Below are 16795 nucleotides of genomic sequence, written 5' to 3' on the forward strand. Positions count from 1 at the left end.
ATATATGATTCACTATTTTTAATTAATTTACCCGCTGTTGTATTTGGTTATACTTAAATCACAGGCTCTTGCTAGTTTCATTATGACCCGACAATACTCAAAGTTTTTCATCTCAATCATCACTGTATGGTTTTTGCTGCCCTGGAGTATGGCGCGCAGTGAAACCGTATCTGCAGTTACTGAGTCTTTGGGAAAACTACAGTATGTCGATGACAATGGTCAGGTGACAGGATTTGCTACCGATGTAGCTCGTGCTGTGGCAGAGCGTGCCGGCGTAGAGTTAGATATTGCCGTGATGCCTTGGGCCCGTGCATACAAAGTGGCACAAGAGCAGAGTAATACGCTGATTTTTTCAATTGCTCGAACCCCTTCCCGCGAAGAACAGTTTCTTTGGGTAGGTATTCTTTGTCAGACGCCGATGTTTGTTTGGGGCACGCAAGAGCATGCTGATGCAAACTATCAAAGTTTTGAAGAGTTACGAACACAGTCCTTCGTAGTGACGCAGGGCTCAAGAATGGATGCGTATCTAAAGCAGCACCGCGTGAAGCAACTCACGTCGGTGGCAAATCAGGAGCAAATATTGGGGATGATCCTCCGAGGGCGTGTTGACTTTACCATTACCAGCGATTTCATGATGGCAGAGAAAATTGCCAAACATGGATTTGCGCCAAACGATTTTGTTCCAGTATTTAAGCTAGATGATATGGATAACCCTTTGAGTCTGGCTTTTGGTCTCGATACTTCATCAGAGCTATACGAGGCGTTTCTCAACGCCTTTAATGAACTTCAATCAGAAAACGTTATCGCCGATATTAGTAAAAAATGGGGAACCAGTTGTCGGTAGCTAGTTTTGCCTTTCGTTTGTGTTAAATACTACCACGCCATCTTTAATGGTGGTCGTTACGCTAATATCTTGTATCTCTGTGGCTTCTACACTGAGTGGATTGCTATCTAAAATCACGAAATCAGCGAGCTTGCCTTCAACTAAACTGCCCTTTAAGGCTTCATCAAATATCTGGTGCGCGGCATTTATCGTCACTGCTTTAAGCGCTTGATAAGGAGATACACGTTCCTGTTCACCGATAACCTGCCCCGTTCTACTTGTCCTATTTACCGCAGTGTACACGCTAAATAATGGATCGATAGGCGTGACAGTCTCGTCAGAGTGATTAGTGTAAATGAGTCCAAGACTACTGGCAGTTTGTATTGGGCTCAGAAAGTATGCGCGATCTGTTCCAAGATTGTTTACATGCACGTCACCGAAAAAGTAAGCGTGGTTAGTAAAAAATGAGGGCATTATGTTGTAGCGCTGGAAGGTTTGTAATTGGTCTTCTCTGATAAATTGAGAGTGAATGACCACAGTGCGTCGGTCTGCGTCTAGCGGTTGCTCTAGAGCGGTACTCGCCTTTTCGTGAGCTTCGATAATCATATCTATGGCAGCATCACCGTTGCCATGAATAAACATTTGAAAGCCATTTTTGTAACCCCGCAGTATCAATGCGTCTAGCTGTTCTTGCTTCATATGTGGGTAACCCACGCAGTCGTGCTCGCAACCCTCGACCTCAGTCAAATACGCCTCGGTGAAAAAGGCGGTTTTTCCTTGTGGAGAACCATCGGCGATTAATTTTATCCCCTGAGGTTTTAAATGGTTTTGATAAGTACCAAAATCAAGATCATTGGAAAGCATGCTATCCATGCCATGCACAGTAACCAAATCCATTATGAGATCACCTGATTGGGAAACACTTTGAAAAAAGCCCATATTGAGTGGGTCGGTCATACCGTCTTGAGCGGTGGTAACACCGTGTTCTAAGTAGTAGGCCTGAGCTTTTGGAAACAGTGCGCCTTTTAATGGAATAAAATCTTGAATGGCCTTGCCTGCAAAATAGTAAATAGCGACTTCTTGAACTTGTCCAGTAGGTTCATCACTGTTGGGGAAGCGAATGATTTTGCCGCCCTCAGGATCGGGGGTTGTCTCGTTGATCCCACCAAGAGAAAGTGCGAGTGAGTTGGCAATACCTAAATGTCCGCTGGTGTGTTGCAGATAGACAGGATTTTCAGGAAATGCGTTATCTAGTTCATGTCTGGAAATATGGCGCTGCTCGTCTAGCTGGGTCTCGTCGTAACCCCATGCGAAAATCCATTCGCCTTTTTTGATACCGAAGTCTGATTGGTATTTTTTCAGTGTTTCAATAACACCTTCAAAGTTAGTCACTGTACCCACCGGCGGCGGTGAAACATTGGCTTGGCCAATCGCGTTTATCACCATACCGAAGTGGCTATGTGGATCAATAAACCCCGGTAGTAAGGTCTGACCATTTAAATCGAAGATCTGCGCATTATTGTACTGTTCCATTGCCATACGCTTATCGCCAACAAATACTATTTTATTTCCCTCTGTCACCAAGGCTTCAGCATACTCTGGCTCTTCACCTTCCATCGTTAATACATAACCGTTGGTATACAAAATGGTTGATGCAGATTCGGCGATTGTAGAACGCTTAGCACAGCCTAAAGTTGACAAGCATATCATCAGTACTGTGAACAATAGTATGAGACGCTTTGAATGGTTCGAATTCATGCTTGGTTCCTTAAGGCTGTTTCACATAAGTTTTAGACTTTTTCAGAACATTAAACGTATGTAACTCGTAATCGGTTTATGAGCCTCCACCAAAAGGGTTTTATCGTGAAAAGGATGCTGAGGGGAAAAGATAAACAGATAATCTTAATGAGCATTGGATGCTTGGCGGCGTTCAGTACCTGTGCATCAGTGGAAGTCCAAAAACATCTTCAGGCGGGTGTAAATCTCGTTGCTGAAGATAACTTGTTTTGGAAGTTATCAGAGACCTTCGCACCCAACGTAGACTATTCAACAAACACCACGTATTTAGAAGGGTATGTAAAACCCGGAGCAAGTTTTGAGTATCTGACGGAATCGGCAAAATGGTATGGTAAGGGGTCTGCTGTACTGTCATATACCTCAGGGATCGATCCTTACGACGAGGGAAATACGGGACGGCTCACTCTTGAAGAGGCGTACGCGGGTTATACAGCGTCTATTGATGATAATCTGACCCTAGATATTTCCGTTGGTGCTCGCGAGTTTAAACTCGGGTCAGGAATGCTCATAGCGAATGGTGGCGTGAGCGGGTTTGAACGCGGAGCATTAAAACTTGGTCCGCGAAAAGCATGGGAACGCAGTGCGATTGTGAGGGTCAATTCGCCTTCTATTGCAGCTACTGCTTATTACATCGACCCGAATGAACTCGACTCTAATAATACCAACACTCAAATTTACGGTGTTGACGTCAATCTTCCTTTGACCAAAAGCGACGGAATATTGGGACTAACCTACGGGCACGTACTAGAGTCTGGCGCACCATATCCAAAAGCGGCGCCCAATGGTATTGGCCCTCCTGTAATTCTTGAAAACGCTCGCGATAATCTTTCTTTTGTTAATCACTACGGAAAAGCAACACTCTATCAAGACGAAGACATCAAGTATGTCGCTGAATGGGATGGTGCATACCAGTGGAATGATGACCTTGATCTAACATCATGGGGTGGAAGAATTAAGTTAGGTGTCACCTTGCTTAAAAAGAAGTGGGTACCTACGTTTACCTATTCTTGGCAGGCTTTTTCTGGTGATGACCCACTAACTGAGGGGGTGGAGCGGTTCGATCCCCTTTACTACGAAGGCTCGCCATCTGCATGGTCAACAGGCTCTAAGTCATCTATGGTGTTTATTAACTCTAATGTGGAAGCGCATCATTTTGCGCTTAACGTTATACCGTCTCCCCGACATATTTTGACATTTAGAGCCGCTCATATTCGCGTTAACGAATTGGGAAGCCCTGTTCAATTTGGTCAAGCAGCGAGGGTAGATTTTTCAGACGGTTTATCTACTGTTATTTCTGGCGTAACTGAAGCCCACTTGGCGGATGATATTTTCCTCGAATACACCTATCTAAAATCTGAGTCTGTGTTTATTACTCTGGGGTATTCAGTTTCTTTTCCCGGTGATGGCATAAATTCAGCGCTAGGACAACGTGCACCCAATTGGCCCGGTGGTTTCGCTAATGTGGTTGTGTATCTTTAATCTCACTCAACACTAGGTGAACAATGAAAACTTTTAGTGGTAGTAAAACTCTCACAACTACAACACTTTTTACTTCTGTGTTGGTCACAACAAATGCGTTCGCCATTGTACCGGTTAACGACTTGATCGACGTTGAAAAAGGTCTGTCTGGTACTTTTGGCTTGAGCCTTAACGGCCAATCAGGCAATAAAGATGAACAAGAATACGGCGTTGATGCATTACTGCAGTACGCAGAGGGGAACAATTTATTTGTTTTCATCGGTGATTATAATTACTCAGAAACTAACAATGTGAAAGATGAGGACGAACTGTATGTTCACGGTCGTTGGGTGAACCTGAACTTCTTCGGTGATTCATTAGATTCTGAGGTTTTCGTTCAATATCAGTATGATGATTTTGCGGACTTATCTGGCAGAGAACTGGTTGGGGCGAACGTGCGATGGCGGAATGAATTTAGTTCTGATGCCAGAAAGTCACAGATTATTCTTGGTTTAGGCGCATTTCATGAAAGTGAGGAGTCGGAGCAAACCACGCTGTCAGATAGTTTGGTAAGAGCCAATATTTATGCCCGTTACGTTTATGAAAAAATGGGTGAGTTTCCTTTCAAAGCTTATATTTCAACCTACATTCAGCCAGCTGTAGATGATATTCAAGATTTAAGAGGCCTGGTGGTATCCGGTATCAGCTTTCCCATTCAGCCTTCGCTTTCTATCGGGCTAGAGTTTGAAATAACGCATAACTCGACGCCCTTTATCGACGTCGAGAAAACGGATATTGATTATGGGATAACCCTAAACTATTCGTTTTAGTGGGGGGAGTTCCCCCCACTTCCTACAGCTGCTTACCCATTTGCTCTACAAGTTTCAATGTGGATACATCAGTTGAAAACACCGTGTTCAATCCTTGTGGTTCTTGTGCAGGATCGCCAAGATAGTCATCGCCTGCTTGCCAGATCCCATCGTCATCGCTGTTCGCTACACCCATACCACCGAATGCCCAGAAGTTGATTCCCGCAAATACTTTATTTGCGTTCTTACTCTCTAGAAGCGTATCGAGAATGGCCTGATAGAAGCGGTTTCGATATGTCACAGAACTATCTGGTGACAGAGACTCGTCGTCTCTAGGAAAACCAAATTCGGACAACACGATAGGCTTGTTCAACAGGGTGGCGAGTTCACTATGGGTTGCAATATAGTCTCGTGCGTTGTCAATGGATACCACAAGCGAAGCCTCTGGGTTTTTTGGGTCGAACCAAGACCAATTTTTGGGCCACGCGTGCATGGTTAGGTAATCAATATCAGGGTGTTGATGCATTTGGGCAAATAGCGTTGGGCTATTCAAACTCCCAGCGGCACCCTCACTCCCCGTTGACACAAGCTGATTAGGGGCGAGGTCTGAGATTAGCGAGGCGCTCGAGTGCAACCAATGTCTGTATGCCGCTTTGTTTTCTGGAATGAATATTCTGGGCTCGTTAGCCAGTTGCCAACTCATTATGGTGGCGTCGTCTCTGTAGTGCTTACCCGATACCGTATTGGTTCGGCCCATAATGAATTTTACATGATCGTGATAGGCTTCAACACAAGCTAGGCAGGAGTAGTACTGAGCAGCGTAATCCATGTAATCTTGCCATTCATTTTCCGCGTCAAATGGATTGGGTACCGGCCCATAACCATTCCAGCTGAGGTACTGAGAATACCCGCCAGACCAAATCCAGTTGTTGTTCATGTACAGCACGGCAACCATGTCTCGTTTGTCCATTTCGGCAATGAGTACATCCAAACCTTTCAGTAGGTCAGTATTGTATTTACCTTGCTCGGGTTGTAATGCTGGTTTAATGACAGCGTTTCCTACACTCCCTTCGGCACCGACTAACACTCTCAAGTTAGTGATGCCATATTGCTTGAGCTGGTCAAGTTCTTGAGTGAGTCTTTTCTTACCTGCTTCAGTTGCACCGAGCAGTGGTCCGTACCAATAGTTGGTGCCAGTGAAATAATACGGAGCACCGTAGCGATAAAACTGTCCATCAACCACAGAGACAAATCTGTCTGGCGCTGCCTCTACAATTGTAATGCTTTGCGTATTAGAGGGAGCTGACTCACCAGACTCGTTTTTTGCGATGACGCGATAGTGATAAGTGACACCGGCCTCTAACGTCGATGTATCGATAAACAGCGCGTCATGGGCTGGATCAAAGTCTTTGATACCGTCAGTAATATCAGGAGCAATGACTTCCCACGACAAGTTATTGCCTTTACGCCGCTCAATTCGATAAGTTCTTCCTGTTGGAGAGCCGAGCCAGTTTATCTTCCTATTCTGAAAAATGGGGCGAAGTGTGGGTGGTGTTGGGACAGAAAGAGGCTCAGGATTGTCTAGCCCATTCATTCTTGCTTGTGAGCGTCTAACTAAAGAGATAACCGCTAATTCTTCGTTGTCATCGCCCTCGGCAAAGCCCGGTAAGTGATAACTTGTATATCCGCTGTCACCTTCGTAGTGCCAGTAAAAACCACCATCATGACGTCGTCCTCTCATACCCCAAATGAACGCCCCCGAGGCTTTATGCCCATCTACTTGAGCATCTACTACTGTGTCCATGATTTGCGTCATTTCTTTAATAGGTAGCAGCCCAAACTCACCCACCATGTACGCTTTTTTACCTTCAATAGCGCTAAGATTATCAATAATGGTTTGTGGCTTGTTATTTCCGTTAACCGAGTAAAAATGGTTACTGATAATATCTACATTCGGGTCCTCTAGTGAGCTAGGTAGTATCGATAAATAGTTCCCGTCTACAACTAAGTGTTGTGGTGCTAATGCTTTAATAAGAGCAGCAGTTTTAGCGACAAATTCAGCGGTAGATGCCTTTAATTCATTACCTGTTTCCCACGCCATGATGGCTTTTTCTTGGTAGTAATAACGCCCAGTGATGGTGTTTTTTCGATTGATTACCTGATGAATAATGTGTTGATACGCTCGATACGTTTTGCTGGTAGTGTCGTATAGCGCGTTTTCATCTTCTTGGTAGAAATCTGCAAGCTCTTTTTTACCTCCCCACCAACTCCAATGGTCGATAAACGGTAATATCAATCGTATTTGATACTTATCTGCCAGTGAAATCATACGATCGTAAACCACCATTGCTTCTTCATTAAGCGAGGGCATATCATCGTATTGGGTTGGTGCTAGCACATGAGTCTGTCTACCACATGCTTTATCAGAAGGATGAGCCACCGACAGCACGTAAATGCGCATCGCTTTGTGGCCGGTGGCATTGAGTGAAGCAAACCAGTTTTCTTGCTCATCTGCACTAGGCCATTTAAAAAACCTGCCCCCACCCTCGGTCATCGGCCATACATTTTCCACGGGCGTCGTCTTCTATACGATGAAGCTCTGGCGCATGAATTCCAGCGAATCTGAATGCTTCACTACCGTCATATAACACACTACCGTCACGGGTGATAAAGTGAGTGAAGTTTGCCCACGTTGAAAATGAACAAGTCAACAGCATGAGGGCGAGAACACGTTTCATCATTATTGGCTTGCCTCTACCTGAACGAATAGCTTTTGGAGTTCCATCATGGCCCGCCCATTGTGATAGGGCGCCTTCCAGAATCCAGCTTTATAGATTTGCTCTGCACTGTTTTGGTCACACTTAGCAACCCAATGCCATTCACCGTGTTCTTTGTCCATATGTTGGTGTTGGATAAACTCCCAAATTTTAATGCACAGTTGAAAATAGCGTGGGTCAGAGGTGAGAGCATAAGCATTCATGAAACCAACCAAGGCCTCTGCCTGGACCCACCAATAGCTTTTTTCATCTTTGTGACCAGAAGAAAAGTCATAGTCATCACAAACCTGTCCATTGCTACCAATAGCTTCGTTGGCACAGACTTCTGCCATTTTAATGCTCACGTCCTTAACTTGTTCGGTCACTGACGCATCGCCAAGTACAAGCGCAGCTTCCCAGAGTAGCCAGCTGGCTTCAATATCGTGACCAAAAGAATAGGTTTGAGACTTGTCTTCCCAGTCCATCTCAAAAAATAGTTTTAGGTGGTGTGTTTCATCACATACTACGCGATCCAAGAAAACACTCAGCACATGTCTAAACGCTTCTTCAACTTGGGGTGTTGGATTGACTTTGTACAATGCCGTATATGCTTCCAATACATGCAACAAGGTGTTCATGGATTTAGGCAAGTTTAAATCTTTATCGCTGAGTCTATAGTCAGAAATAGGAAGCCATCGCCTATCACACGCTTCGACGTAGCCACCTGATTCATGGTCTCTGGCATGCTTCTCAACAAAACCAAAGCACGACATAGCAATAGCCAGTGCATTTGGGTCTCCGGTAAGGTGGTAGTAGCTACACAAAGCATAAATGCCGAAGGACTGGGCGTAAGTTTGCTTTTTGCCATCCGCAACTTCACCCGTTGGTGCTACACTCCAAACCAGCCCGCCGTACTCACTGTCGACGAGATTGTCTAATAGCCAGTTGTAGCTTCGTTTGGCTTGCTGAAGATGTTCAGCCTCGCCAGATTGACCGGCAAGTTCACTGAAGAACCACAAAATACGCGTGTTTAAAACACAACCCTTTTCCGCGGTGTGATTTGGTTTACCAAAAAAGTCTACCTCGCCGACAAAGCCACCATTGAACTTGTCTAACGCTCTCGACTGCCACCACTCACTAATGCTTGATAGCTCGTGGCTAATACTTTGCCTGTTGAATGAGGAAAGCTGTAGTTTTTCCGCTTCCATCACATCACCTTTAGGTTTTTGTCGATTAACGCGTTAATCGTTTGAACTGAGGCTGCTGAACGCAATCCGTCTTCAGGCGTGTTAACGCAATAGTCGATAAGTTGTTCTATCGATGATGTAGCCACATGTACGCGGGTATCTGAGCTGGCATAGTATATGAATACTTCGTCGTTGCTATTGGCTATCCAGCCGTTACAAAAGGCAACATTACTTACGTCACCGACGCGCTCCTCCCCTTCAGGCCCAATAAATAAACCACCTGGCTTGTGAGTGATTTTCCACGGCTCATGCAAATCAGTCATGAACATGTACAGAACATAACGAAGGCCTGCTGCCGTATTACGCACACCATGAGCGAGATGCAGCCACCCTTTATTGGTTTTTATTGGTGCTGGACCTTGTCCATTTTTGAGCTCAGAAATGGTGTGGTAAACCTTGTTGTCTATGATCAGTTCCTTTTCAACATGGGCATTTTCCATAGAGTCAGTTAAACCCCAGCCAATACCACCGCCGCCGCCAACACTGATAAAACCGTCTTGTGGACGAGTGTAGAGGGCGTATTTACCGTCTACAAATTCTGGGTGTAATACCACATTGCGCTGTTGTCCACTGTGTGTGATAAGGTCGGGTAGGCGCTCCCAAGTCACTAAGTCTTTTGTTCGAGCAATACCACATTGGGCCACAGCAGCAGATGTATCGTCAGGTTGGGTATGATCTTTTCGCTCGGTACAAAATAGTCCGTAAATCCAACCGTCTTCATGCTGGGTAAGGCGCATATCATACACGTTAGTGTCTGGTTCATCGGTTTCTGGCATGGTGACCGGCTTGTCCCAAAATTTAAATCCGTCTACGCCGTTTTCGCTTTCGGCTACGGCGAAATATGATTTGCGGTCACTCCCTTCAACGCGAACCACAAGTACGTAGCGTCCTTCAAAAAATATTGCGCCGGCATTGAGTGTGGCGTTTACGCCAATTCTCTCCATCAGCAACGGGTTGGTATTAGGATCAAAATCATAACGCCAGGTCAGTGGAATATGCTTTGCAGTAATCACTGGGTTTTCCCAACGTTGATAAATGCCGTTGCCTAATTCTTCTGCCTTGTTTTGCTTCAAAATCAAATTGTCGAAGCTAGTTTCGATGCGCTTCTTTCTGTCGATAAATGAGTGTTCTGCTGTCATAAAAAATACTCTAATAAGGTTGAGAATCTGGTTGTTAATGTGCTTTTGAACAAGCTGGGTAATCTTCCATTTTGTCCCACCAGAAAAACTTCAGATAAATGGAGGTTAGAACGATAACGATCATGCTAAGGGCAAACGGTTGCCACTGCTGAATCACCATAAATATGGGGGCTGCAGCTAGGCTTGTATGCCATATCAAACCAACAAATACGTTGCATAGGTCCCGTACCATGTCCTTGTTGATCACGAGGTTTTCATCTTCTTCTTGCAGTGCTTTGATAACCGGTGCCCAGAAACCCCAAGGGCGAGTTTTTAGGTAAAAGTTTTTGAGCGTAGCCATGTCATCAGGCGGCGTAAGTAAGCTCACTGCGACACAGGCGGTTAAGCAAATGCCGAACAAGATAGGAAATCCGAAGAGTGGGGATATATCGGTAAACATCATAGGTACTGCAACTAGCAAGCCTGCCACCATACCCGCGAAATAACCCATGCCGGTGAATCTCCACCAATACCATTTGAGTAGATTTGAGGCGGTATAACCACCATAAAGGGCCGACACCAACCACATAATGATGCTATTGAGCGACGGTACAAATAGGCCAATAGCGGTACCGGCCACAATGAAAAAGGCTGATACAGCATAACTGAGGTGTACGTAGTGTTTTTCGTCGGCGTCTTTCTTCATGTAGCGACGATAGATATCGTTAACTACATAAGCTGGCGCTGAGTTTGTGGTTGCTGCAAACGTCGACATGAAGGTAGCGAGTAAGCCAGCGACGACCAAGCCCAATAGACCCGCAGGAATAAAGTTAGCGAGTGCGAAGGGGAGAATTTGCTCGAAGTCCACATCAGGCCCCATGGCTTGAAGTTCGGGCATGAAATACACCAACGCAAGTACAGTAAGGCCAGTTATCATCATGTATCTGGGAAACAACAACACAACGCTAACAAACCAACTCATTTTTGCTGCGTCCGTAGGAGATTTTGAAGACAGAACTCTTTGCATGTCGAAGTTAGGTGCTGGTCCTGCCATGCTTTGTAGAATGCCTTTGAACAACACAAGCATCATGAATATGGAGAACAAACTCCAACCATCCGTCTGTATTTGTTTGTTTGCCTCATCCAAAATACCCGACCAATCTAGGTCTACATACCAACCGAAGCTGAGCTTGTCCCAACCCTCTGGAGTGACTTTGGCAAGCATTTCTGGCGACACTTGTTGCATGGCAATAATACCAATGGCGATACAAGCGAAGGTCATTATTACGAACTGAAGAACCTCGGTGAATACCACGCTGACCATGCCACCTTTTATCACGTAGAGTCCGGTCAAAAAGGTTAGGATTAAGCCGTAGATAATTTCATTGGTACGAGGGTCAGCGTGAAGCTCCCAAGGTAGGAATACCGCTGCAAATTTACCAATTCCCGCGAAACCGTAGGCCAGAAAGCCGAGCACACTGAGTAGGGCAAAAAGCACCACAATAAGATGGCTATAGGTTGCTCCTTTACCTTGACCAAAGCGGAAAGTAATCCACTCAGCACCTGTCATTACCCCAGAACGTCTCAACCAAATCGAAAGAAATACCATCAAAAATATCTGGTTAAAGCTTGGCCATAGCCAGGGGATAAAAACGCTCTTTAATCCATAAATGAATAGCAAATACACCATCCACATGGTGCCGCTGATATCAAACATGCCTGAAGCATTAGAAAGGCCTAAAAAAGGCCATGAAATAGAATTTCCACCTAAAAAATACCCTTTTGAGTCTTTTTGAGACGCTCTGGAGACATAAATTCCAAGCCCTACTACGGCAAGGAAATACAGCCCAATAATGAATATGTCGATGTTGGTTAAGCTCATGCGTTAACGTCCTAGCGTTCACACTTAGAAAAGGATGATTGAATGTAACATGTTAATAACATAAAGTGAACCGGTTCATTTATCAAGTTGAATTTTGTTTTAGCCACAAATTTTATAGTTAAAGGTGTGACTTCGAATGGAATTTATTATTGAAAGTAGTGTAAATATGAACCCGTATCATTATTTTCGTAAAAATGTTTGGTAATGTGGTAAATTCAGTACTAGAACAACAAAGATAAACACTGGTTAAGGAGCGAATTCTAGTGGCCACCATTCGCGATGTTGCAAAAGAAGCAGGACTCTCTACAGGTACTATTTCTAAGGCGCTTAGTCACCCTGAAAAAGTGACAAAAAAGAACTTAGTTAAAATAGAAGCTGCCATCAAAAAGCTAAACTATAAGCCAAACATGCTGGCGCAAAAGTTCAGAAGTAAGCAGTCAAACACGATTGTGGTGATGGTTCCAGATATTGCTAACCTCTTCTTTGCAAAAGTGATAAGTGGTATTGAGTCAGTTGCTCAACAAGAGGGATACAACGTATTACTCGGTGATACAAAAGACTCTGCAGACCGGGAAAAAGACTTTATCAGAATGGTTGAAACACGTCTGGCAGATGGTTTAGTTAACCTTCGTCCCTATAAAGCGTCAGATTCTCTACTACCCAAAAAAGGCGTTCCTGCGGTGAATGCGAGTAGTAGTATCCATACGCCCTATTGCTCGGTGAGAATTGATAATGTTGGCGCGGCTGAAAAAGTGGTCAACCATCTGATTAGCCTGGGTCACAAGAAAATCGGCGTAATATCCGGTTTAGCAGATAACCCTCACTCAGTGGACCGGATGCAGGGCTACAAACAAGCACTTGCAAAAGCTAATATTGATTTCGACCCGCAGATTGTTATCGAAGGTGATTTTAATTATTGGTCTGGCTTAAGTGCCGCTGAACAGTTCTGCCAAATGAAGGATAGGCCCACCGCAATTTTTTGTATGAACGATGAAATGGCCATTGCAGCCATGCGTGGCTTTATTGATAAAGGCCTTGAAATCCCCGGAGATATCTCGATAACGGGGTTCGACGATATGGACGTTTCCAAGTACGTTGTTCCTACACTAACCACGGTTTCTCAGCCCGCGGAGAAAATGGGTGAACGTTCAGCAGAACTCCTTTTCAATATGATCCAAGATAAACCTATACTTGTCGACGACCACATCTTGCCGTACGAATTTGTGATCAGAGAGAGTACTGCACCTCCGAGGTAAAATATTATTAACAAAAATTGAACCGGTTCATTTTTTATGTATGATAGTACACATTCAGTACGATTGTGGGTAACATCAAATGGTTCAATTGGCCGAAAAGTTCAACGCAGACTTAATGCGTTCGGTTTACAAGTATGATCAGTGGCTCAAAGAAGAGGTTGTTCCTCATTGGGTTGAAAGTGGTTTTTCCGATAATGGTGCTGCTATTGAGCGTTTTCTCGAAAATGGTGAGCCAGACATTTATGCGAACAAGCGTATTCGTGTGCAGGCAAGGCAGATGTTCTCATTTTCCTACGCACAGCACCATGGATGGATAAGCAATGGTCCGGCGCTTGTTCAAAAAATAGAGAGTTTTCTGACTGCCAAGACGGATAGCCAGATCCCCGGGTTTTATCCTCACGCACTAGATGCGTCAGATACGGTTATTCTTCCCCACCGAGATTTATACGATTGTGCATTTTTCTTACTCGCTTATGGCTGGCGTTATCACGTATTTAACGACCTTAATGCGCTAAACAACGCAGAGCGGCTTATCAGTCAGATTGAGTTGCAGCTCAAAGGCCTTAAAAGTGGCTGGGATGAAGGCACGATAGAAACCAGTGTACGTCGACAGAATCCACACATGCATTTGTTCGAAGCCTTTTTGACTTTGTATCAATTCACCAAAGATGGTCGATGGTTAGCCTATGCTGGAGAGATGTTCAGCTTGTTTGAAACTGTATTTTTTGATGCAGATAACAAGGTAGTTCGAGAATTCTTCAACGCGGATTGGAAGCTAAATGCCTACAAAGGGCATATCGTAGAGCCTGGTCACATGATGGAGTGGATTTGGTTGCTGATGCAATATCACAAGTTCACTAAAAAACCAGTCTTGCACTACTGCACAGCATTGTACCAGCAAGTCATCCAGATTGGTGTTGATGAAGATGCCTGTGTGCTTTTTGATGAGGTATCGCCAACAGGAGAGATACTCAAGGCGACTAAACGTTGCTGGCCAATGACAGAGTGGGTCAAAGCGGCGTTGGCCTTGTCTAAAGCAGGGGATACCAGTTTTGATTATGAGAGTCATGCCGCGTGGGCGCTTAACGTGTTGCTAACTAAGTATAGAAATACTCAAAACCCTGCACTGTATATCGATCAGTTGGGGGCTGATAATCAACCGCTTGAGTCTCAAGCACCAGCGAGTACGCTTTATCACTTGCTAATGGCACATGCTGAGGCCTTGAGTTATGTGGGATAAATACAAAATATACGCCGTTATTGTGGGTATGCTCGCTCTGGCGAGTTTTCAAACATTGGCAGAGCCAACACTCGAAAAACCCAATATTTTGATCATTATGGCAGATGATCTTGGGCATGATGATTTGTCTTTTCACGATCATCCGTCCATTGAAACGCCACACTTAGACGCCCTCGCTTCTCAATCGGTGAGGTTTTCTGATTTTACTGTTACGCCAGTATGCGCTACTACCAGAGCGGCTTTACTTACGGGGCGACACCCCTATAAAACTGGCGTTTCAGGTGTACATGGTGGTCGAGATTTTTTGAGCAAAGACGAATTACTCATGTCTGACTATCTTCGCGCCGAAGGATATCGCGCCGGCACGTGGGGAAAGTGGCATAGCGGAAAAACTGAGGGGTACTTTCCTTGGAACAGAGGCTTTGATGACGCTTACTATGCAGAGCTCTATCAACACGAGAATAGCTTTGGCTGGCACAATGGTGAGTACGTAGAACATGGTCAATGGGTGAGTGAAGTTATTACCGATTATGCCATTGATTTTATTGACGCTAGTGATGATTCACCATTTTTCGCTTATGCGAGTTATTTAGCACCTCACGAGCCATGGCTCGCTCCTCAACAATTTGTTGATAAGTATATTCAAAAAGGCTACCGACCTGCGATTGCCAACTTGTATGGCATGATTGAGGAAATGGACGCTCAGATTGGCAGATTACTGGCTCACCTAGAGAAGAGCGGTAAGCTGGACAACACAGTTGTGAGTTTTCCTCAGTGACAATGGTCCATGGTGGGACAGTAGTAATTATGGCGCTATGACAAAACAAGAGTGGTCAGAGCGCAATCCGAGTGGCATGCATGGAAACAAAGGACAGATATGGCAAAACGGCGTAAAGTCAGCGTTGTTCGTGTCGTTGCCGTCTCGATTTACTCCTAATGATGTCGATCGATACATTGATGTACAAGATATTTTACCCACAGTACTAGAGTTAACTGGCGCTAGACCTGTCGCCGACGCCCCACAGATTGATGGTCAGTCGTTTTTACCTTACTTACTGGGAAATACCGATGGTGAAAATACACGGACCACGCTTCTTGCTTCTCATGACGTACGGTCTGGTAAACTTTTGTTTAATCAGTGGACGCCTATTGACGATGATGCCAGAGCACAAATGCTTGTTGCTTCTCAGATCATTGGCCTTCGCACCGAAACCCATAAATTGATTTTAAACCCTGCGATGGATAGGCCACATTATCCTGAGCCGGTGGGGCGCTATCTATTGTTTGACATGCAGGCTGACCCACTGGAAACCACTAATATTATTGCTACCTCACCAGAGATTGCTGAAACGCTCATTGCAAAAATTGATTCAGTATTTAGCGACATACTAGCCAGTGAAACTAGCTTTCAAGTACCAGTGTACGTAATTAAGAAAGACAGTCCCGTCGCCATTATCAACGGCTTTGGTCCGAGTTCAACGTCTGGCAATACGCGCAGTCGTGCACATCATTTATCAGGTATGTCGTCAGCAGGTGACAAGGCGGTATACACTTTGGAAAGCGAGAGGGCGGGGAAGTATCATCTTTATGTTACTCAAGAAAGCACAGACGCGGCAGGCATTGCAGTGTCGTTTAGTTTGGGTAATCAACAACAAGTCATTGAGTTTGATGGAAGTCCTCAGCAGTATGTTGGTAGCTTTGATGTACCTGTGGGCATAATGACACTAGAGCTTTCTGTAGTGCAAAACAACAGCATTAAGCCATGGAGCGCTATTACCAAATTAAGGCGTTTAATCCTGATAAAAGACGGCGAGCAGTCTACCTTGGACACTTTGTCTAACCCCTATTAATCATCCGCGAGCTCATGTCTATGAAAAATGGCTTCAAGTATTGCCCACATTGCGGGAAACACCAGAATTCTTGTCGCCATTTAGTGCCTTTTGAATGCATTTATTGTGGGTTTACCTTCTATCAAAATGCAGCTGCCGCTGTGGCAGGCATCATTCAGTTTAACGATAAAATTCTATTTACTCGGCGAGAAAAAACACCTGGGAAAGGCATGCTGGATTTACCTGGGGGCTTTGTTGATCACTCTGAACCCCTAGAAGCTGCATTGACTCGAGAAGTTAGGGAAGAACTCGGTCTTAACATAGTCTCGTGGAGTTACTTATCATCCGGTGTTAACGATTACCTCTACAAGGACGTCTTGTACCACACCTGTGACGCTGTGTTTACCACCACCTTAACGTCGGCCCCAAAGATACAAAAAGAGGACGCAGAAATTAGCGATATTGTTTGGATTGATAAGAATAACGTCCCCTTCGATGAAATCGCATTTGATTCGTTGAGGGAGGCTTTGCGTTTGTATCTCAATGAGTTCTCTTAGTTGGGTAACCTACGCCTTGGTTT

14 protein-coding genes are annotated in these 16795 nt (G+C 44.7%); 8 read left to right on the forward strand and 6 right to left on the reverse strand.

Going from position 1 to position 16795, the window contains the following annotated elements; all coding sequences use genetic code 11:
- Positions 1–82: 82 nt before the first annotated feature.
- Positions 83–844: an ABC transporter substrate-binding protein gene (locus tag EYS00_RS01555; protein WP_130634814.1), complete on the forward strand. Its 762-nt coding sequence runs from the start codon at positions 83–85 to the stop codon at positions 842–844.
- On the opposite strand, the gene EYS00_RS01560 is transcribed toward EYS00_RS01555, so the two are convergent.
- Positions 845–2581: an amidohydrolase gene (locus EYS00_RS01560; RefSeq protein ID WP_130634815.1), complete on the reverse strand. Its 1737-nt coding sequence runs from the start codon at positions 2579–2581 to the stop codon at positions 845–847.
- A gap of 147 nt (positions 2582–2728) precedes the next feature.
- Here EYS00_RS01560 and EYS00_RS01565 point away from each other — a divergent pair, with 147 nt between their 5' ends.
- Positions 2729–4099 carry a hypothetical protein gene (locus EYS00_RS01565; protein ID WP_130634816.1) on the forward strand — a complete coding sequence of 457 codons (1371 nt, stop codon included), beginning with the start codon at positions 2729–2731 and terminating at the stop codon, positions 4097–4099.
- Positions 4100–4122: 23 nt separating this feature from the next.
- Positions 4123–4908, forward strand: coding sequence for a DUF481 domain-containing protein (locus EYS00_RS01570; RefSeq protein ID WP_130634817.1), 786 nt, complete (start codon positions 4123–4125; stop codon positions 4906–4908).
- 22 nt (positions 4909–4930) lie between these two features.
- Here EYS00_RS01570 and EYS00_RS20650 read toward each other — a convergent pair whose 3' ends face one another.
- Genes EYS00_RS20650 through EYS00_RS01590 form a run of 5 tightly spaced genes read right to left on the reverse strand, consistent with a single transcriptional unit; the run spans position 4931 to position 11890 of the window.
- On the reverse strand, positions 4931–7459 hold the full coding sequence (locus EYS00_RS20650) for a hypothetical protein (RefSeq protein ID WP_207301672.1): 2529 nt from the start codon (positions 7457–7459) through the stop codon (positions 4931–4933).
- Positions 7413–7628 carry a hypothetical protein gene (locus EYS00_RS20655; RefSeq protein ID WP_207301673.1) on the reverse strand — a complete coding sequence of 72 codons (216 nt, stop codon included), beginning with the start codon at positions 7626–7628 and terminating at the stop codon, positions 7413–7415. The genes EYS00_RS20650 and EYS00_RS20655 overlap by 47 nt, the downstream gene beginning before the upstream one ends.
- Positions 7628–8851 (reverse strand): AGE family epimerase/isomerase, encoded by a 1224-nt coding sequence (locus EYS00_RS01580; protein ID WP_130634818.1) that lies wholly within the window; start codon positions 8849–8851, stop codon positions 7628–7630. Before EYS00_RS01580 ends, EYS00_RS20655 begins: the two co-directional genes overlap by 1 nt.
- Complete coding sequence (locus EYS00_RS01585; RefSeq protein WP_130634819.1) at positions 8851–10029, reverse strand: glycosidase; 1179 nt, start codon at positions 10027–10029, stop codon at positions 8851–8853. Before EYS00_RS01585 ends, EYS00_RS01580 begins: the two co-directional genes overlap by 1 nt.
- A gap of 34 nt (positions 10030–10063) precedes the next feature.
- Positions 10064–11890, reverse strand: a complete 1827-nt coding sequence (locus EYS00_RS01590; RefSeq protein ID WP_130634820.1) for a sodium:solute symporter family protein — start codon at positions 11888–11890, stop codon at positions 10064–10066.
- 263 nt (positions 11891–12153) lie between these two features.
- Here EYS00_RS01590 and EYS00_RS01595 point away from each other — a divergent pair, with 263 nt between their 5' ends.
- The 5 genes from EYS00_RS01595 to EYS00_RS01610 all read left to right on the forward strand — a co-directional run bounded on the left by EYS00_RS01595 (position 12154) and on the right by EYS00_RS01610 (position 16772).
- Entirely contained in the window at positions 12154–13146 is a 993-nt protein-coding gene (locus tag EYS00_RS01595) for a LacI family DNA-binding transcriptional regulator (RefSeq protein WP_130634821.1), read from the forward strand.
- Positions 13147–13225: 79 nt separating this feature from the next.
- Positions 13226–14386 carry an AGE family epimerase/isomerase gene (locus EYS00_RS01600; RefSeq protein ID WP_130634822.1) on the forward strand — a complete coding sequence of 387 codons (1161 nt, stop codon included), beginning with the start codon at positions 13226–13228 and terminating at the stop codon, positions 14384–14386.
- Positions 14376–15164, forward strand: a complete 789-nt coding sequence (locus EYS00_RS20760) for a sulfatase-like hydrolase/transferase (RefSeq protein WP_242618612.1) — start codon at positions 14376–14378, stop codon at positions 15162–15164. The genes EYS00_RS01600 and EYS00_RS20760 overlap by 11 nt, the downstream gene beginning before the upstream one ends.
- Positions 15165–15201: 37 nt before the next feature.
- Positions 15202–16236: a hypothetical protein gene (locus EYS00_RS20765; RefSeq protein WP_242618613.1), complete on the forward strand. Its 1035-nt coding sequence runs from the start codon at positions 15202–15204 to the stop codon at positions 16234–16236.
- 20 nt (positions 16237–16256) lie between these two features.
- The gene (locus EYS00_RS01610) at positions 16257–16772 is read left to right on the forward strand and encodes an NUDIX domain-containing protein (RefSeq protein ID WP_165399280.1); all 516 of its coding nucleotides are present in this window, start codon (positions 16257–16259) and stop codon (positions 16770–16772) included.
- Positions 16773–16795 lie beyond the last annotated feature (23 nt).

The organism is Alteromonas sp. KUL49, assembly GCF_006538345.1.
GTDB lineage: Bacteria > Pseudomonadota > Gammaproteobacteria > Enterobacterales > Alteromonadaceae > Alteromonas.